The sequence below is a fragment of the Pseudomonas crudilactis genome (assembly GCF_013433315.1).
GTDB lineage: Bacteria > Pseudomonadota > Gammaproteobacteria > Pseudomonadales > Pseudomonadaceae > Aquipseudomonas > Aquipseudomonas crudilactis.
Genome location: NZ_WXVV01000008.1, coordinates 160,509 through 176,814 on the forward strand (window position 1 = coordinate 160,509; position 16,306 = coordinate 176,814).

The following is a 16,306-nucleotide window of genomic DNA, read 5'->3' on the forward strand; positions in this document are numbered from 1 at the left end:
TTGTTTTTTCTCCCGTAGTTGGCGTAGAGTTTGTCCACTGTGTTTGCATGGGTCAGCTTGGAATCGTGACCTGGGCAGTAGCCTACAAGTTAGCTACATCCCGTTCGACGTCTTCTTACTCTCCTGCAACCAGCCCCAGTACTCTTTCATGTGAAGGAGACTGTCATTAATTTTTGCGTCAAAGGAAATAAGAAATGTCCACACGTCAGAGCGGTACCGTCAAGTGGTTTAACGACGAGAAAGGTTTTGGTTTTATCACTCCAGAAAGCGGTCCGGATCTGTTCGTGCATTTCCGCGCCATTCAGGGCAACGGCTTCAAAAGCCTGAAAGAAGGCCAGAAAGTGACCTTCGTTGCTGTGCAAGGCCAGAAAGGCATGCAGGCTGACGAAGTACAAGCAGAAGCCTGATTTCTGTTACGAAAAAGCCCCTGATATTGATATCAGGGGCTTTTTTGTGCGCGCGAATCCGTAAAATGGCGCTTCACTTTGCGTCCAGAGGCTGCCATGTCGAAAAACCTGCTCACCCCACAGGGCGATTTTCCTGCCGTTGGCCTGGGCCGTCGTCTGGCAGCGATGTTCTATGACTTTCTGCTGTGCACAGCGCTGCTGATCGTCACCGGTTTCGTTTACAAACTGATCCAGGCCGCGATCATTGGCGAAGAACGCCTGCGTGCGCTGACTGATGCCGGAAAAATGGACGGCGACCCGCTCTACTCCACCGTGCTGCTGCTGGTGTTGTTCGCATTCTTCGCCAAGTTCTGGACCCATGGCGGGCAGACACTGGGCATGCAGGTGTGGGGCATTCGCGTGCAGAACGCCAATGGCACCGCGATCAGCCTGTGGCAGGCGCTGTTGCGGTTCATGGTGTCGATTGCGTCGTGGTTGTGCGTGGGGCTGGGATTCTTCTGGTCGCTGTACGACAAGCAGAAGCGCACGTGGCATGACATCTATTCCGATACACGCGTGGTGCGAATCCCGAAAAAGACCAAATAACTTCCAGACACCAAAAACCACTGTAGGAGTGAGCCTGCTCGCGATAGCGGTGTGTCAGTCAACATAATTGTTATCTGACACACCGCTATCGCGAGCAGGCTCACTCCTACAGGTTTATTTGTTGCCTGAAAGACCTCAGGCGTTACCTGCCAGCCTCATCCGCGCTGCCTGGGTGAAGTCGAGCATGCGCTTCAGCGGCCGGATCGCCTGCGGAATCAACGCCGGATCAACAAAGATCTCGTTCGTCCCCTCCTTCAAGCTCTTGAGCGTGCGCTCAAGGGTGTTCATGGCCATCCACGGGCAATGTGCGCAACTGCGGCACGCAGCGCCGTTACCGGCGGTTGGCGCCTCGATGAAAACCTTGTCCGGGCACAACTGCTGCATCTTGTAGAAGATGCCACGGTCGGTGGCGACGATCAGGGTCTTGTTTGGCAGGCTCTGCGCGGCAGCAATCAACTGGCTGGTGGACCCGACGGCGTCCGCCAACTCGATCACCGACGTTGGCGACTCCGGGTGCACCAGAATCGCGGCGTCCGGGTACAGCGCCTTCATGTCTTCGAGCTGCTTGGACTTGAACTCCTCGTGAACGATGCACGCACCGTCCCAGAGCAGCATGTCGGCGCCGGTCTTGCGCTGAATATAGGTGCCGAGGTGCTTGTCAGGGCCCCAAATGATCGTCTCGCCGTTGTCCATCAGGCTTTCGACGATCTCCAGTGCGCAACTTGAAGTCACCACCCAGTCAGCCCGTGCTTTAACAGCAGCGGAGGTATTGGCGTAGACCACCACCGTACGCTCCGGGTGCTGATCGCAGAACGCCGAGAACTCATCAACCGGGCAACCCAGGTCCAGCGAGCAGGTCGCTTCCAGCGTTGGCATCAGCACGCGTTTTTCCGGGTTGAGAATCTTCGCGGTCTCACCCATGAACTTCACGCCGGCCACCACCACGGTCTTGGCCGGGTGAGCGTTGCCGAAGCGGGCCATTTCCAGGGAGTCAGAGACACAGCCACCGGTTTCTTCGGCCAGAGCCTGAATCACCGGATCGCAATAAAAGTGAGCCACCAGCACCGCGTCCTGAGCCTTGAGCTCGGCGGCGATGGCGGAACGGTAATAGGCCTCTTCCTCGGCCGTCAGCGGTTTGGGCTGTTTGGCATCGAGGTGGGCTTGAACCAGAAGGCGTTCGGAAATCTGCGTCATATTCGCAAGACCTGCAGGCGCGTTCGCGCGAAAGTCGAGTATACACCCGGCTCCGGACCGCTTGAGGGTACCGCCGGGAGAGTGAGTATTATCAGGCACGGACAGCATTGAAGCTGCGCAAGGCTACAGAATATCCCGTTGATACAAAAGATGATTCTGACCTGCGTCAGCGCTGCAGGTATCGAAACGACGCAGGTCCGAATTGCAGGCAAAAAAAAACCCGGAAATCCTCACTTTCGTGGGCCTTCCGGATTTTCTAAACCGCCAAATATGGTGGGTCGTGTGGGATTCGAACCTACGACCAATTGGTTAAAAGCCAACTGCTCTACCAACTGAGCTAACGACCCGCTGTGTGGTGGCGCGTATAATACTGATTTTTAAGGACTATTCAACACCTTTTTGAAAATAATCAAAAATAAGGTGTTGGGTCACTCACACCAGCGGCCGCAAAGCCTTCTGCGCGCAGCCGGCAGCTGTCGCATTTACCGCACGCGCGGCCTTCATCGTCGGCCTGATAGCAGGAAACGGTGAGACCATAATCAACGCCAAGCTTCACGCCCGCCTGAACGATCTGCGCCTTGCTCAGGTTCTGCAACGGTGCCTGGATGCGGAAACCATTGCCTTCCACGCCCGCCTTGGTCGCCAAATTGGCCATGCGCTCAAACGACTCGATGAACTCGGGACGGCAATCCGGGTAACCGGAATAGTCCACGGCGTTGACACCAATAAAGATGTCGCGCGCGCCGAGCACTTCAGCCCAGCCCAGCGCCAACGATAAGAACACTGTGTTGCGCGCCGGCACGTAAGTGACCGGAATGCCTTCGCCCAGTTCTTCCGGGATATCGATACTGCTGTCGGTCAGCGCCGAACCGCCCATGCCATTCAGGTTCAGGCCAATGACTTTGTGCTCAACCACGCCCAGGTCGCGGGCGACGCGTGCAGCCGCGTGCAATTCGGCATGGGAACGCTGACCGTAATCGAAGCTCATGGTGTAGCAGCTGTAGCCTTCGGCGCGAGCCATGGCCACAACGGTCGCCGAATCCAGGCCGCCGGACAGCAGGATGACCGCACGTTTTCCAGTGGAGTTCAGTTGTTCGGTCATATCAGCGCCCCGGCTCGTCATTCCACAAATATTTATGCAACTGTAATTGCAACCGCACCGGCAGGTTGTCCGCCACCACCCAGTCCGCCAGATCGCGAGCATTGAGGTCATGGTGACTTGGGGAAAACAGCACTTCGCCGGCACGCCGATCGAGACCGTACTGAATCAGTTTGGAGACGGCCCAGTCATAGTCGTCGCGCGAGCAGATGACAAACTTCACCTGATCGTTGGGCGTCAGCAGTTCGATGTTCTCGTAACGGTTGCGATGGGCTTCTTTCGAATCCGGCGTCTTCAGATCGACAACGCGACTGACGCGCGGATCGACCGCCGAGACGTCGAGGGCGCCGCTGGTTTCCAGCGAGACCTCATAACCGGCATCACACAACTGTTTGAGCAAAGGAATGGCATTGGGCTGTGCCAGCGGCTCACCGCCGGTGACACAGACGTAGCGCGGGCGAAATCCGGCCACTTGCTCGAGGATGTCGTCGAGGGTACGCACGGTACCGCCACTGAAGGCATAGGCGCTGTCGCAGTATTGGCAACGCAATGGGCAACCGGTCAGGCGCACAAAAACCGTGGGCAGCCCGGCAGTCCGCGTTTCCCCCTGCAAAGAGTAGAAAACTTCGGTGATTCTCAATGTGTCTTGCATAGTCGCCACGGGCGTAACAGCTAAACAGGCTGTCCGCCTCCGTCAGGCACTTCAGGTAATCCCGCCAACGCGCGGACCACAAGAAGCGTGTTTCAGAAAAAGGGCGTGAATTCTAACGAAAAAACCCGCGACAAGCGCGGGTTTCTTCCAAACGGGTCAAGCCTGCTTACATGCGTTGCAGATCGCGTTGGGCCAACTGAGCGGCGGAGGTACCCGGATATTGGGCCACCACCTGCTGCAGAATGCCTTTGACCTTGTCGGTATGACCGAGGCGGCGCTCTACATCAGCCAGCTTGTACAGCGAATCCGGCACTTTGGCGTGCTTGGGATACAGCTGCGAAACCTTGGCGAAAGCCTGGCCTGCGCCTTGCAGATCGCCTTTGGCCAGATTCACTTCGCCTAACCAGTACTGAGCGTTGCCCGCGTATTGGCTGTTCGGGTATTTGCGCAGGAAAGCGGCAAAAGCCTGGCTGGCCTTGTCGAAATCCTTGGCTTTGATCAGATCGAAAGCGGCATCGTAATACAGCTTTTCCTTGGCCGGATCACCCGGTTCGCTACTTGCAGCAGGTGCCTGGGCAGCAGCCCCGGCGCCAGCGGCAGCACCGGCAGCAGCACTTGCATCGCCACCGGCAGAAGAATTCTCAGGAGTCGCGGCAGGTGCAGCACCGGATCCTATGCGCCGATCAAGATCCTGGTATCGCTCCAGGGATTCCTGCTTCATGCGCGCAACTTGATTCTGCAGTTCTTCGATCACACCTTGCTGGCGCGATATCTGATCCTGCATTTGTTGCAGTTGGTTGAACAGCATGCCTTGTGCCGAGGCAGGGGCCGAAGCCGCTCCCCCGGCATAGGCGCCGTTCGTACCGTAACCTGCAGGCGGATAACTGCTCCCGCTATTGTTATAACCGGAGTTGTCATCGACCACAGGAACCGCAGCCCACGCCGCAAGCGGCGCGAGGCTGAGAGCCAGAACAGTTACAGCACGACGGCACGTTCGCATATCGAATTACTTACGCAGTTCGACGCGACGGTTTTGAGCCCAGGACTGCTCGTCGTTGCCGGTAGCAACTGGACGCTCTTCGCCGTAGGAAACCAGTTCCAGCTGAGCTGGGGAAACACCTTGCAGTACCAGGTAGCGCTGAACGGCTTTCGCACGACGCTCGCCCAGTGCCATGTTGTACTCACGAGTACCACGTTCGTCGGTGTTGCCTTCCAGAACAACGCGAGCGCCGTTTGCTTTCAGGTCTTTGGCGTGAACGTCCAGAGCGCGCATGGCTTCTGGCTTCAGGTCCGAGCTGTCGTATTCGAAGTAGAAGGTGGTGATTGCGCGCAGAGCAGCTTCTTCGCTCAGGGAACCGTCAACGGCACCAGTGTTTGCGCCGTAACCAGCGTTTGGATCAACAGCGCCTTCACCGGCGTTGTCGCCGCCTTTGGACGAGCAACCTACAGCTACAGCCATGGCCAGAGCCAGCGCAGCAAATTTACCAAACTTCAGCATTTCCATCGTGAAACTCCTAATGAACCCCAGTGTGTTAAGTAAAACGTGTAGCGCCCGCTCACTTCAGGTAAGGGGACCAGGACGGTTCTCTGACTTCGCCTTGAGCGGTAGGAAGCGGGAGCCTAACGCGTCCATTAATGGACACGAGCATCAAGACTCCCCGGCCCTGTTGGCGGGTGGCGTAGATTACCATGGTGCCGTTGGGCGCAACAGTAGGTGACTCGTCCAGAGTGCTATCAGTGAGGATCTTTACACTACCTCGCTGCAGATCCTGAGCTGCCACCTTGAAATTGGTGAAGCCATCCTGACGATGAATCATCACCAAAGTCTTTTCATCTGCCGAAAGTTTCGGGTTGGCGTTGTAGTTACCTACAAACGTCACACGCTCGGCACCACCGCCACTGGCGCTGGTTTTGTAGATCTGAGGCTTGCCGCCGCGGTCCGAGGTGAAATAGATGGTCGAACCATCCTTGCCCCAGTACGGTTCGGTGTTAATGCCAGGACCTGCGGTCACTCGGGTGATCTGGCGCGAAGCCAGGTTCATCACGTAAATGTCCGGGTTACCGTCTTTGGACAGTACGAATGCCAGGCGATCGCCGTTCGGCGACCAGGCTGGTGCACCGTTCAGGCCTTCGAAGTTGGTGATCTGCTCACGGCGACCGGTGTCGATGTTCTGCATGAAGATGCGCGGACGCTTCTGCTCGAACGATACGTAAGCAATGCGCTTGCCATCCGGTGCGAAACGCGGCGACAGGATCGGCTCGCGCGATTGCAGCAGAGTCACGGCACGGGCACCGTCATAGTCAGAACGTTGCAGGGTGTAACGCGTGTTCTTCTCGGAGAAGCGTTCAGCCGTCACATACAGCAGGCGAGTCGAGAACGCACCTTCAATACCGGTCAGCTTCTGGAACGACTGATCAGAGATGAAGTGCGCCATGTCGCGCAGTTGCTCGGTGGTACCAGAAACACTGCCGTCAGCCACTTTCTGTTCGGTGGCCACGTTGAACAGCGCCCACTGCACTTGCAGGCGACCGCCGGCTGGAGCAATGCTGCCGACCATCATGTATTGAGCACCTACCGCCTTCCAGTCACGGAAGATGATTTCGCTCGGCTGGCTTGGCTGGCTGATCATGTTTTGCTTTGGAATCGGCGAGTAGTAGCCCGAGTTACGCAAATCGTTACCAATGATTTCTGCCATGTCGTCCGGCAGCACAGCACCGCCCTGCATACCGAACGGTACAACGGCGATCGGAGTAGCCCGATCGCTGCCGCTGGTAACCAGAATGTTCTTTTCATCCGCCATCGCGATCCCTGCCATGCAGCAGATCACGACCAGCATTCCTCGAAGAAGGTTTCTCACAAGGCTAGATCCTCAGGTGTGAATGTCATCTTGAATGAACGATACGGAGCGAAATCGCTCGGCTTCATTCCCTGCATTTCTGTCAAACGTCCAATATTCTTCACTGCCGCGACTGCCGATGCATCGAACGGACCGTCGCCACTGGACTTGGCCACGCTGACCGAAGTCACCGTACCGTCCGGCAACATGCCGATTTGCAGCACGACCGTCATGCCTTTGCGTGCCGAAGGTGGACGAGCCCAACCTTCTGCCGCTCGCGCACGAATCAGGTCATCGAAACTGCCCGCGACTTCGTCACCCTGCTCATCGGCCAAGGCCTGCTGGCGCTGCGGCGTGTCGGAAAGCAGATCGGCCAAGGCCTGAGCCTTTTTGTCTTCGGTCGATTTACGTGCCGCATCCTGCGCTTTCTTCTTCGCAGCATCGGCAGCAGCTTTCTTCTTCGCTTCGTCGGCGATTTTCTTCTTCGCCTCTTCAGCTTCAGCTTTCTTCTTGGCGTCTTCGGCGGCTTTCTTCTTCGCGTCTTCGACGATCTTCTTCTTGGCTTCTTCAGCAGCGGCTTTCTTGGCCTCTTCTTCAGCAGCCTTTTTCGCTTCTTCTTCAGATTTCTTCTTGGCTATATCAGCCAATTGTTTCTCTTCAGCCTTCTTGGCTTCGGCGGTCTTCTTGGCTTCGTCGGCTTTTTTGGCTTCGTCAGCCTTTTTCGCCTCGTCTGCTTTCTTCGACTCGTCGGCCTTCTTGGCTTCCTCGGCTTTTTGAGCCGCTTCTTCTTTCTTTTGTTCCGCAGCGGCCTTGATCTCTTCCTGCTCGACCTTCTTCTGCTCCATCTGCTCGACTTCGGTCTGGCGCGCGGCGGATTTCTTCGCCTCACCCGCAATCTTCTGATTGGTCTGGGTGGTTGCCTGACTTTTCGATTTCAGTTGGTAGAGGGTCGCCTGGACAATCGGTTTGGCCGGCGGCAGCTCTGGTGTAAAGGCAAAACTGACGAACAGCATGCCGAACACCAGCACGTGCAGGACAATTGCCAGAACACTAGGCCAGAAGTAGCTTTCCGAGGCGGACGGCTCTCGCTGTTGCTGCATCAGGGGGCCTCGGTAATCAAACCAACATTACCGACCCCGGCTTTCTGCAACCCGCCCATGGCGCCCATGACGGAACCGTAGTCGACGGTCTTGTCACCGCGGATGAAGACCTGGGTACGCTTGCCGCCTTCAGTGCCGGCACGAATGATCTTGGTCACCGCGTCGGTCATTTGCGGCAGGGTCATGGCCCTGTCCTGTTGCTTCTCGGTATCGACTTCGCTGCCAAGGTTCCAGTAGTAGGTCTTGTCAGCCTTGATCGAAATGGTCAGGACCTGAGTGTTGTTGTCCTGCGGCAAGGCTTCGCTGGAAACCTTGGGCAGATCAACTTTCACGCCCTGATTGAGCATCGGCGCGGTCACCATGAAGATAACCAGCAGCACCAACATCACGTCGATGTAAGGCACCACGTTCATCTCGGCGACCGGCTTGCGCTTTTTGCGAGCTCGAGCGATTAAAGCCATTGGAAATTACCTGCTTATTCTTCGCTGGTGTGCACTTTGCGGTGCAGGATCGCCTGGAATTCATCGGCGAAGGTGTAGTAGCGGCCCAGCAAGGTTTCGCTGCGAGCGGCGAAACGGTTGTAAGCGATAACCGCAGGGATCGCGGCGAACAGACCGATCGCGGTGGCGATCAGGGCTTCGGCGATACCCGGGGCCACAGTGGCCAGGGTTGCTTGCTGGGCGCTGGCCAGACCGCGGAAGGAGTTCATGATGCCCCACACCGTACCGAACAGACCGATGTACGGGCTGACCGAACCGACGGTGGCGAGAAACGGCAGGCTCTGCTCCAGCTTTTCTTCTTCGCGGGAGATGGCCACGCGCATGGCACGGGCCACACCTTCCATTACCGCTTCAGGATCGACACCTGGCTGCTGACGCAGACGGGAGAATTCCTTGAAACCGGCGCGGAAGATCTGCTCCACACCCGAATCCGGATCAGGGTTGCTGCCCGCCTGACGGTACAGCTTGGACAGATCGATACCCGACCAGAAGCGCTCTTCGAAGCTCTCCAGGGCGCGTCGACCGGCGCGCAGCAGATTACTGCGCTGAAAGATCATGATCCATGAGGTCACCGATGCGGCCACCAGAGTCAACATTACCAACTGCACCACGATGCTGGCATTGCTGACCAGGCTCCACATGGAGGAATGGTCGACGACGTTAGCTTCCACGCTTTATCTCCTGCTTTGAGTGTGTACCCGGGCCGACCGCGTCGGCGAAGGCCGCACGCAGGTCTTCGGGAAGGGCCCGGGGTTTCAAACTGTTAGTGCGCACACAGGCCACCAAAAACTGCCCTTCACAGAGCAGCACATTATCCGTTGCCCGCCTGACCTGCTGTTTGAAGCGCAGGCTGACCCGGTTCAATTCGATTACATCAGCGCTTACCAGCAGTTCGTCGTCCAGTCGCGCCGGCGCGTGATAGCGCGCTTCGCTGGAATGCACGACAAACAACAGGTCCTCCCCGGCAAGCGCAGATTGGGCAAAGCCCAGTTCGCGGAGCCGCTCGGTTCGAGCCCGTTCCATAAACTTGAGGTAATTAACGTAATACACGATGCCGCCCGCATCGGTGTCCTCGTAATAAACGCGACAACGATGTGCGAACGGCCCAAGCCCGTTTTGCGCGCGCATACTCTAGTGCTTACTCCTCGGGTTGCCAATCCGGCCAGGCAACTGTTTTTCATGGTTTCAGAGCTTTACCGCAAAAGTACCGTCCTATGACCGTACAAACCCTGAATAAATCGACAAAAATTGTGTATCAATCGTCCACGGCATCGAGAAACTCGTCTGCCACGGGCATTTCACCCATTCGTGACGGAATGTTTAAACCGAAGTGCAGGTACGCATGGCGCGTCACCACCCTGCCCCGTGGTGTGCGCATGATGTAACCCTGCTGAATCAGATACGGCTCCAGCACATCTTCAATCGTGTGGCGTTCCTCGCTGATTGCAGCGGCGAGGCTGTCGATGCCGACCGGGCCGCCATCGAATTTCTCGATCATGGTCAACAGCAGACGCCGATCCTGATGATCAAAACCGTGTTCGTCGACGTCCAGCAGGTTCAACGCCAGGTCCGCCACCGCTTTGGTGATATGGCCCTTGGCGCGGACTTCGGCGAAGTCACGCACGCGGCGCAACAGACGGTTGGCGATTCGCGGCGTGCCCCGGGCGCGACGAGCAATCTCGAAAGAACCTTCCGGATCCAGCGGCAGACCGAGAATGGCTGCCGAACGGCTGACAATCGTCGCCAGGTCGGCCGTACTGTAGAACTCAAGACGCTGGACAATACCGAAGCGGTCACGCAACGGGTTGGTCAGCATGCCGGCGCGAGTGGTTGCGCCCACCAAAGTGAACGGCGGCAGATCGAGTTTGATCGAGCGCGCGGCTGGCCCTTCACCGATCATGATGTCGAGCTGGAAATCTTCCATCGCCGGGTACAGCACTTCCTCAACGATCGGCGACAGGCGATGGATTTCGTCGATAAACAGTACGTCGTGCGGCTCAAGATTGGTCAGCAATGCGGCCAGATCACCCGGACGCTCCAGTACCGGTCCGGATGTGCTCTTGATCGACACGCCCATTTCCTGGGCAATGATGTTCGCCAGGGTGGTTTTACCCAGACCCGGCGGGCCGAAGATCAGCGTGTGGTCGAGGGATTCGCTACGGCCACGGGCGGCCTGGATGAACAGCTCCATCTGCTCGCGCACGGTCGGCTGGCCAATATAGTCGGCCAGACTGACCGGGCGAATCGCGCGGTCCTGGACTTCTTCGCGCTCGCGCGGACTGTGCGCGGCGGCGATCAGACGATCAGCTTCAATCACTTAAATCATTCCCTTCAGGGCGCGGCGGATCAGGTCTTCACTGCTCAAATTCTTGTCCTTGATGGCGGTAATCGCCTTGCTCGCTTCCTGCGGTTTGTAGCCCAGGGAAATCAGCGCGCTGACCGCATCGTTCTCAGCGGTATTGACCGGCGCCGGGCCGTCCGGCTGATTCGGTACGAGCGCGAACATGGCCGGCGTAGTCTCCCAGGCCTTGAAGCGATCTTTCAGCTCGACCAGCAGACGCTCGGCGGTTTTCTTGCCGACACCCGGCACTTTGGTCAACGCCGAGGTGTCCTGCGACTGCACGCAGCGAATCAGTTCGTCGACTTCCAGACTCGACATCAAGGCCAAGGCCAACTTCGGCCCGACACCATTGAGACGGATCAATTCGCGAAAAAAGTCTCGCTCACGCTTGCCGGCAAAACCATAGAGTAACTGCGCGTCTTCGCGTACGACCAAATGGGTGTGCAGGGTCAGTGGTTCACCGACCGACGGCAGACGATAAAGGGTGGTCATGGGCACTTCCAGCTCATACCCGAGGCCGTTTACATCCAGAATCAGGTGCGGCGGCTGCTTCTCAGCCAAGGTGCCGCGCAAGCGTCCAATCACGTTTAAGATCCTTGAGCGTTGGCCAGCCGTGGGCTGGCGACAATCGGAGCGAAAGACTCAGGCCGACGACACAGGCGCGAAAGTCCACACTCCACAAATTTGATGCTGATGCTATCAGAGACGCAGGCGCCCGCCACGACTGCGTGCCGTTCCCAAACCGTGCGGCAGCAGACTGGAACGGGTGTGCGCATGGCAAATGGCAATGGCCAAGGCGTCCGAGGCATCGATTTGCGGTTTGCTGGTCAGCTTGAGCATGTGCATGACCATCATCTGCACCTGCTCTTTATTGGCGGCGCCGGTGCCGACTACAGCCTGTTTGACCTGAGTGGCGGTGTACTCGGCAATCTCCAGACACTCTTCGGCGCCGGCAACAATCGCTGCGCCGCGCGCCTGCCCGAGCTTCAACGCCGAGTCGGCGTTTTTCGCCATGAACACCTTTTCGATGCCCATGGTCACCGGGCCGTAAGTCTGAATGATTTCTCGAACACCGCGATAAACGATTTGCAAACGCTCGTGCAGTTCGCCCGCACCGGTACGAATGCAGCCCGAAGCCACATAAATACAACCGCCACGCCCGGTATCGCGAACAATCCCGTAACCGGTGATACGCGAACCGGGGTCGATACCAAGAATTAAAGTCATAACGCCTGCAGATTCGGTAAAAGCACGATTTTCAAATCAACCCATAACAAATGTGGGAGCGAGCCTGCTCGCGAAAGCGGTTTCATCATCAGCAACGATGTTGCCTGAAAATCCGCCTTCGCGAGCAGGCTCGCTCCCACATTGAATCGTAGCCGCTCTTAACCGAGCTGAGCGGCCACGTCTTCCGGAATGTCCGCGTTGGAGTAGACGTTCTGCACGTCATCCAGATCCTCAAGCATGTCGATAAGCTTGAGCACCTTCTCCGCGCCTTCCAGATCCAGTTCGGCGCTGGTGGTCGGCTGCATGACGATTTCCGCGTCATCACCCTTGAAACCCGCAGCTTCCAGCGCGTTACGCACCGCATAGAAACTGGTGAACGAGGTGAACACGTCGATCGAACCGTCTTCGTGTGCAACCACGTCATCGGCATCGGCTTCCAGCGCCGCTTCGGTCAATGCGTCTTCATCGACGCCCGGTGCGAAGCTGATCTGGCCTTTGCGCTCGAACAGGTACGCCACCGAACCGTCGGTGCCGAGGTTGCCACCGCACTTGCTGAACGCATGGCGCACGGCTGCTGCGGTACGGTTGCGGTTGTCGGTCATGCACTCGACCAACACCGCTACGCCGCCCGGGCCGTAACCTTCGTAGGTCAGTTCTTCAACGTTGTCCGCTTCGGTGGCACCGGCGCCACGCGCGACGGCGCGGTCGATGATGTCGCGACTCATGTTCGCGCTCAGCGCTTTATCCAGCGCCAGACGCAAACGCGGGTTGGAGCCCGGATCACCGCCGCCCTGACGGGCCGCAACGGTCAGTTCGCGGATCCACTTGGTGAAGATCTTGCCCCTTTTGGCATCCTGACGTTCTTTGCGGTGCTTGATGTTCGCCCACTTGGAATGACCAGCCATAACTCGCTCCGAATTCTCTTTGAAACGTTGCCCGCCCTGCTCATGCAGCGGCCAGCAAACAAAAAATCTCGACCTGCTCTCTATAGATAGAAAAAAGGCGCATCCGAAGATGCGCCTTCAGGCCCGTCTTACTCAGCCTTTGGCGTTTCGCGCAAACGAATGTGCAGCTCGCGCAGTGCCTTGGCATCCACCACACCCGGCGCTTGCGTCATCACGTCAGCAGCACTCTGGGTTTTCGGGAAGGCGATCACTTCACGAATCGACTGGGCGCCGGTCATCAGCATCACCAGACGGTCCAGACCGAAGGCCAGGCCACCGTGCGGCGGCGCACCGTACTTCAGCGCGTCGAGCAGGAAGCCGAATTTCTCTTCCTGTTCCGCTTCGTTGATGCCCAGCAGACGGAATACCGACTGTTGCATCTCTTTGCGGTGGATACGGATCGAACCGCCACCCAACTCGGTGCCGTTCAGGACCATGTCGTACGCGCGGGACAGAGCGCCAGCCGGGTTGGCTTCGAGCTCTTGCGGCGTGCACTTCGGCGCGGTGAACGGGTGGTGCAGCGCGGAGAAGCTGCCGTCGTCGTTTTCTTCGAACATCGGGAAGTCGACAACCCACATCGGTGCCCACTCACAGGTCAGCAGCTTAAGGTCGTGACCGAGCTTGATACGCAGTGCGCCCAAGGCTTCGCTGACGATCTTGGCCTTGTCGGCGCCGAAGAACACGATATCGCCGTCAACTGCACCCACGCGATCGAGGATGGCGTTGAGGTTTTCCAGCGGGATGTTTTTCACGATCGGCGATTGCAGACCGTCAACACCGGCAGCGCGCTCGTTGACCTTGATGTACGCCAGGCCCTTGGCACCGTAGATGCCGACGAACTTGGTGTAATCGTCGATCTGCTTGCGTGGCATGCTCGCCCCGCCTGGAACGCGCAGTGCGGCGATACGGCATTTCGGATCGTTGGCCGGGCCGCTGAACACTTTGAAATCGACTTCTTTCAGTTGATCGGCAACGTCGACCAGTTCCAGCGGGTTACGCAGGTCTGGCTTGTCGGAACCGTAGCGGCGCATGGCTTCTTCGAAAGTCATGTGCGGGAAGTCGCCGAATTCCAGACCCAGCACTTCCTTGAACAGGTTGCGGATCATTTCTTCGGTCAGGCCCATGATCTCTTTTTCATCGAGGAAGCTGGTCTCGATGTCGATCTGGGTGAATTCCGGTTGACGGTCAGCGCGCAGGTCTTCGTCGCGGAAGCACTTGGCGATCTGGTAGTAACGGTCGAAACCGGCAACCATCAGCAGTTGCTTGAACAGCTGCGGCGATTGCGGCAGGGCGAAGAACGAACCGGCGTGGGTACGGCTTGGCACCAGATAGTCACGCGCACCTTCAGGAGTCGCACGGGTCAGGATCGGCGTTTCAACGTCGAGGAAGCCGTTTTCGTCGAGGAAACGACGAATGCTGGTGGTCATGCGCGAACGCAGGCGCAACTTCTCGGCCATTTCCGGACGACGCAGGTCGAGGAAGCGATAACGCAGACGGGTTTCTTCACCAACGTCGGAGAACTCGTTCAGCGGGAACGGCGGGGTTTCCGACTCGTTCAGCACTTCCAGTTCGTAACCCAGCACTTCGATCATGCCCGACGCCATGTTGGCGTTGGTGGCACCGGCCGGACGCAGACGCACCTTGCCGGTGATCTTCACCACGTACTCGCTGCGCACGCGATCGGCTGCGGCGAAGCTCTCGGCGCGATCCGGATCGAAAACCACCTGGGCCAGACCGTCACGATCACGGATATCGAGGAAAATCACCCCGCCGTGGTCGCGACGACGGTGAACCCATCCGCAAAGGGTAATTTCCTGGCCTTCCAGGCTTTCGTTCAGTTGGCCGCAATAGTGGCTGCGCATCATGGTCGTGGTTCGCTTCTCGTAATTCGAAAAATTCGGTGGAGCTCCCGTTGCTTTTCAAGCAATGCGGAACTCACGCGTGTCGTTCAACCCGGGGTTGAACCCTAGTCAGATTTGTCGCCACCGGCCAGGTTCTTCTTGGCGCCGGTCTTGAAATCGGTTTCGTACCAACCGCCGCCGCTGAGGCGAAAGCCTGGCATCGACAGTTGTTTCTTGAGCTCTGGCGCCTGACAGGCAGGGCAGTCGACCAGCGGGGCCTCGCTGATCTTTTGAATGGCTTCCAACTGATGACCACAGGAAGCACATTGATAATCGTACATCGGCATGGGGGTGTCTCGGCGATCAGATTGCCACCGCGCGCAGGGCTTTGCGGCGAAAGAGCGGGATTATATCGATTAAATGCGGGCTGTGCAGCCGTAAGACTGCACAGCCCGCAACCTCGTTTGCAACCGCTGCTTCGCGTCGACTCAGCTTCCCTGGCCTGCACTCATCACACAGACCACCCGCACCAGTGCGCTGAAATTTTTAACCCCGCCATGGCGCAGATGCACTTCCCGGTCGACGTGGGACAACAGCGAACTGATCGAACAGCTGTTATTCCTGGCCATGTTGCCCAGAATATTCCAGTAAACCTGTTCCAGTCGCAGGCATGTCGCGAATCCGTTCAAACGCACGGATCGGGACAGCGGCTGAACCAATGACATGTCGAACTCGCTGACGAACGGATCGAATTTCAACTCATGCGGCAAGCCGACAACCCTGTCGCTTCGCCTGTCTCCCTCTACCATATCGTTGACACTCCTTTGTCATCTCTGCTGGTTTACAAAGCCACATCCTGTGACTTCATAAAAGCGCAGACGCAAAGTTATATCCAGATGACTTATTGACCATAGCCGTAGGATAAGCCAACGATGCCGGTAAGATTCCGGACTGCCCGCGAGCACGCCCTCAGACGTGCCCTCGGGCCTGGATCAGGCTTCGAGCAACGCACGCAACATCCACGCGGTTTTTTCGTGAACCTGCATGCGCTGGGTCAGCAAGTCTGCCGTTGGCTCGTCACTGACCTTATCGAGGAGCGGGAAGATACCGCGCGCAGTGCGAGTCACCGCCTCCTGACCATCGACCAGCTGTCTGATCATGTCCTCGGCACTCGGCACCCCCACCTCCTCCTTGATAGAAGAAAGACGTGCATAGGTGGCATAGGCACCCGGTGCAGGAAAGCCCAGCGCGCGAATACGCTCGGCGATCGAGTCCACGGCCAGCGCCAACTCGTTGTATTGCTCTTCGAACATCAAGTGCAGCGTACGAAACATCGGGCCGGTGACGTTCCAGTGGAAGTTGTGGGTTTTCAGATACAGCACGTAGGTGTCCGACAGCAGACGCGACAAGCCTTCGACGATGGACTTGCGATCTTCTTCACTGATACCGATATCGATTGCCATGTTTACCCCCTAACGGCGATTGAATTCATCCAACAGGTGCAGACCCACTCTAGCAAGGCTGTCGACACCCCGCAGCCCCGATCAGGTGCAGCCACTGCGACAAATCGACCGAGGCG

At 57.7% G+C, this 16,306-nt stretch carries 20 protein-coding genes and 1 tRNA gene; 2 read left to right on the forward strand and 19 right to left on the reverse strand.

All coding sequences use genetic code 11. From position 1 onward, the window contains the following. Positions 1 to 194: 194 nt before the first annotated feature. Both GTU76_RS11190 and GTU76_RS11195 read left to right on the forward strand, forming a co-directional pair. Positions 195 to 407, forward strand: a complete 213-nt coding sequence (locus GTU76_RS11190) for a cold-shock protein (protein ID WP_003227496.1) — start codon at positions 195 to 197, stop codon at positions 405 to 407. Between the two features lie 96 nt (positions 408 to 503). Continuing rightward, positions 504 to 992 carry an RDD family protein gene (locus GTU76_RS11195; RefSeq protein WP_180698639.1) on the forward strand — a complete coding sequence of 163 codons (489 nt, stop codon included), beginning with the start codon at positions 504 to 506 and terminating at the stop codon, positions 990 to 992. Positions 993 to 1,127: 135 nt separating this feature from the next. On the opposite strand, the gene nadA is transcribed toward GTU76_RS11195, so the two are convergent. From nadA to GTU76_RS11290, 19 genes are all read right to left on the reverse strand, one after another. Beyond that, the gene (nadA, locus tag GTU76_RS11200) at positions 1,128 to 2,186 is read right to left on the reverse strand and encodes a quinolinate synthase NadA (protein WP_180698640.1); all 1,059 of its coding nucleotides are present in this window, start codon (positions 2,184 to 2,186) and stop codon (positions 1,128 to 1,130) included. 271 nt (positions 2,187 to 2,457) lie between these two features. Then, positions 2,458 to 2,533 (reverse strand) — tRNA-Lys (locus tag GTU76_RS11205). Between the two features lie 62 nt (positions 2,534 to 2,595). Further along, positions 2,596 to 3,288, reverse strand: a complete 693-nt coding sequence (queC, locus tag GTU76_RS11210; RefSeq protein WP_175553380.1) for a 7-cyano-7-deazaguanine synthase QueC — start codon at positions 3,286 to 3,288, stop codon at positions 2,596 to 2,598. 1 nt (position 3,289) lies between these two features. Continuing rightward, positions 3,290 to 3,937, reverse strand: coding sequence for a 7-carboxy-7-deazaguanine synthase QueE (gene queE / locus GTU76_RS11215; protein ID WP_007912722.1), 648 nt, complete (start codon positions 3,935 to 3,937; stop codon positions 3,290 to 3,292). A 166-nt stretch (positions 3,938 to 4,103) separates the two neighbouring features. Beyond that, on the reverse strand, positions 4,104 to 4,937 hold the full coding sequence (gene ybgF / locus GTU76_RS11220; RefSeq protein WP_016983829.1) for a tol-pal system protein YbgF: 834 nt from the start codon (positions 4,935 to 4,937) through the stop codon (positions 4,104 to 4,106). 6 nt (positions 4,938 to 4,943) lie between these two features. Further along, positions 4,944 to 5,441 carry a peptidoglycan-associated lipoprotein Pal gene (gene pal / locus GTU76_RS11225; protein ID WP_003178634.1) on the reverse strand — a complete coding sequence of 166 codons (498 nt, stop codon included), beginning with the start codon at positions 5,439 to 5,441 and terminating at the stop codon, positions 4,944 to 4,946. Between the two features lie 52 nt (positions 5,442 to 5,493). Beyond that, the gene (tolB, locus tag GTU76_RS11230; RefSeq protein WP_016983828.1) at positions 5,494 to 6,774 is read right to left on the reverse strand and encodes a Tol-Pal system beta propeller repeat protein TolB; all 1,281 of its coding nucleotides are present in this window, start codon (positions 6,772 to 6,774) and stop codon (positions 5,494 to 5,496) included. Between the two features lie 17 nt (positions 6,775 to 6,791). After that, positions 6,792 to 7,874, reverse strand: coding sequence for a cell envelope integrity protein TolA (tolA, locus tag GTU76_RS11235; RefSeq protein ID WP_016983827.1), 1,083 nt, complete (start codon positions 7,872 to 7,874; stop codon positions 6,792 to 6,794). Continuing rightward, a complete protein-coding gene (gene tolR, locus GTU76_RS11240; RefSeq protein WP_161806672.1) occupies positions 7,874 to 8,326 on the reverse strand; it encodes a protein TolR in 453 nt (150 codons plus the stop codon). Before tolR ends, tolA begins: the two co-directional genes overlap by 1 nt. A gap of 23 nt (positions 8,327 to 8,349) precedes the next feature. Further along, positions 8,350 to 9,045 (reverse strand): protein TolQ, encoded by a 696-nt coding sequence (tolQ, locus tag GTU76_RS11245; protein WP_008080223.1) that lies wholly within the window; start codon positions 9,043 to 9,045, stop codon positions 8,350 to 8,352. Further along, positions 9,035 to 9,502 carry a tol-pal system-associated acyl-CoA thioesterase gene (gene ybgC / locus GTU76_RS11250; protein WP_016983826.1) on the reverse strand — a complete coding sequence of 156 codons (468 nt, stop codon included), beginning with the start codon at positions 9,500 to 9,502 and terminating at the stop codon, positions 9,035 to 9,037. The genes tolQ and ybgC overlap by 11 nt, the downstream gene beginning before the upstream one ends. Positions 9,503 to 9,629: 127 nt before the next feature. Continuing rightward, positions 9,630 to 10,691 carry a Holliday junction branch migration DNA helicase RuvB gene (gene ruvB, locus GTU76_RS11255; protein ID WP_016983825.1) on the reverse strand — a complete coding sequence of 354 codons (1,062 nt, stop codon included), beginning with the start codon at positions 10,689 to 10,691 and terminating at the stop codon, positions 9,630 to 9,632. Then, the gene (gene ruvA, locus GTU76_RS11260; protein WP_034153418.1) at positions 10,692 to 11,300 is read right to left on the reverse strand and encodes a Holliday junction branch migration protein RuvA; all 609 of its coding nucleotides are present in this window, start codon (positions 11,298 to 11,300) and stop codon (positions 10,692 to 10,694) included. 114 nt (positions 11,301 to 11,414) lie between these two features. Next, positions 11,415 to 11,942: a crossover junction endodeoxyribonuclease RuvC gene (ruvC, locus tag GTU76_RS11265; RefSeq protein WP_007962095.1), complete on the reverse strand. Its 528-nt coding sequence runs from the start codon at positions 11,940 to 11,942 to the stop codon at positions 11,415 to 11,417. Between the two features lie 158 nt (positions 11,943 to 12,100). Further along, complete coding sequence (locus tag GTU76_RS11270) at positions 12,101 to 12,847, reverse strand: YebC/PmpR family DNA-binding transcriptional regulator (protein WP_016983823.1); 747 nt, start codon at positions 12,845 to 12,847, stop codon at positions 12,101 to 12,103. A 128-nt stretch (positions 12,848 to 12,975) separates the two neighbouring features. Further along, a complete protein-coding gene (gene aspS, locus GTU76_RS11275) occupies positions 12,976 to 14,751 on the reverse strand; it encodes an aspartate--tRNA ligase (protein ID WP_016983822.1) in 1,776 nt (591 codons plus the stop codon). Between the two features lie 101 nt (positions 14,752 to 14,852). After that, complete coding sequence (locus GTU76_RS11280) at positions 14,853 to 15,074, reverse strand: FmdB family zinc ribbon protein (protein WP_007912741.1); 222 nt, start codon at positions 15,072 to 15,074, stop codon at positions 14,853 to 14,855. A gap of 141 nt (positions 15,075 to 15,215) precedes the next feature. Continuing rightward, positions 15,216 to 15,536, reverse strand: a complete 321-nt coding sequence (locus tag GTU76_RS11285) for a ribbon-helix-helix domain-containing protein (RefSeq protein ID WP_026000504.1) — start codon at positions 15,534 to 15,536, stop codon at positions 15,216 to 15,218. 183 nt (positions 15,537 to 15,719) lie between these two features. Beyond that, a complete protein-coding gene (locus GTU76_RS11290; protein ID WP_016983820.1) occupies positions 15,720 to 16,190 on the reverse strand; it encodes a Dps family protein in 471 nt (156 codons plus the stop codon). Between the last annotated feature and the right edge of the window lie 116 nt (positions 16,191 to 16,306).

Excerpts from the sequence above, each read along its gene's own strand:
- ruvC (WP_007962095.1), bottom strand. The coding sequence starts at position 11,942 with ATGACTTTAATTCTTGGTATCGACCCCGGTTCGCGTATCACCGGTTAC.
- GTU76_RS11280 (WP_007912741.1), bottom strand. The coding sequence starts at position 15,074 with ATGCCGATGTACGATTATCAATGTGCTTCCTGTGGTCATCAGTTGGAA.
- GTU76_RS11285 (WP_026000504.1), bottom strand. The coding sequence starts at position 15,536 with ATGGTAGAGGGAGACAGGCGAAGCGACAGGGTTGTCGGCTTGCCGCAT.
- nadA (WP_180698640.1), bottom strand. The coding sequence starts at position 2,186 with ATGACGCAGATTTCCGAACGCCTTCTGGTTCAAGCCCACCTCGATGCC.
- GTU76_RS11195 (WP_180698639.1), top strand. The coding sequence starts at position 504 with ATGTCGAAAAACCTGCTCACCCCACAGGGCGATTTTCCTGCCGTTGGC.
- tolB (WP_016983828.1), bottom strand. The coding sequence starts at position 6,774 with ATGCTGGTCGTGATCTGCTGCATGGCAGGGATCGCGATGGCGGATGAA.
- ybgC (WP_016983826.1), bottom strand. The coding sequence starts at position 9,502 with ATGCGCGCGCAAAACGGGCTTGGGCCGTTCGCACATCGTTGTCGCGTT.
- GTU76_RS11290 (WP_016983820.1), bottom strand. The coding sequence starts at position 16,190 with ATGGCAATCGATATCGGTATCAGTGAAGAAGATCGCAAGTCCATCGTC.
- ybgF (WP_016983829.1), bottom strand. The coding sequence starts at position 4,937 with ATGCGAACGTGCCGTCGTGCTGTAACTGTTCTGGCTCTCAGCCTCGCG.
- queE (WP_007912722.1), bottom strand. The coding sequence starts at position 3,937 with ATGCAAGACACATTGAGAATCACCGAAGTTTTCTACTCTTTGCAGGGG.
- GTU76_RS11270 (WP_016983823.1), bottom strand. The coding sequence starts at position 12,847 with ATGGCTGGTCATTCCAAGTGGGCGAACATCAAGCACCGCAAAGAACGT.
- GTU76_RS11190 (WP_003227496.1), top strand. The coding sequence starts at position 195 with ATGTCCACACGTCAGAGCGGTACCGTCAAGTGGTTTAACGACGAGAAA.
- tolA (WP_016983827.1), bottom strand. The coding sequence starts at position 7,874 with ATGCAGCAACAGCGAGAGCCGTCCGCCTCGGAAAGCTACTTCTGGCCT.
- pal (WP_003178634.1), bottom strand. The coding sequence starts at position 5,441 with ATGGAAATGCTGAAGTTTGGTAAATTTGCTGCGCTGGCTCTGGCCATG.
- aspS (WP_016983822.1), bottom strand. The coding sequence starts at position 14,751 with ATGATGCGCAGCCACTATTGCGGCCAACTGAACGAAAGCCTGGAAGGC.
- queC (WP_175553380.1), bottom strand. The coding sequence starts at position 3,288 with ATGACCGAACAACTGAACTCCACTGGAAAACGTGCGGTCATCCTGCTG.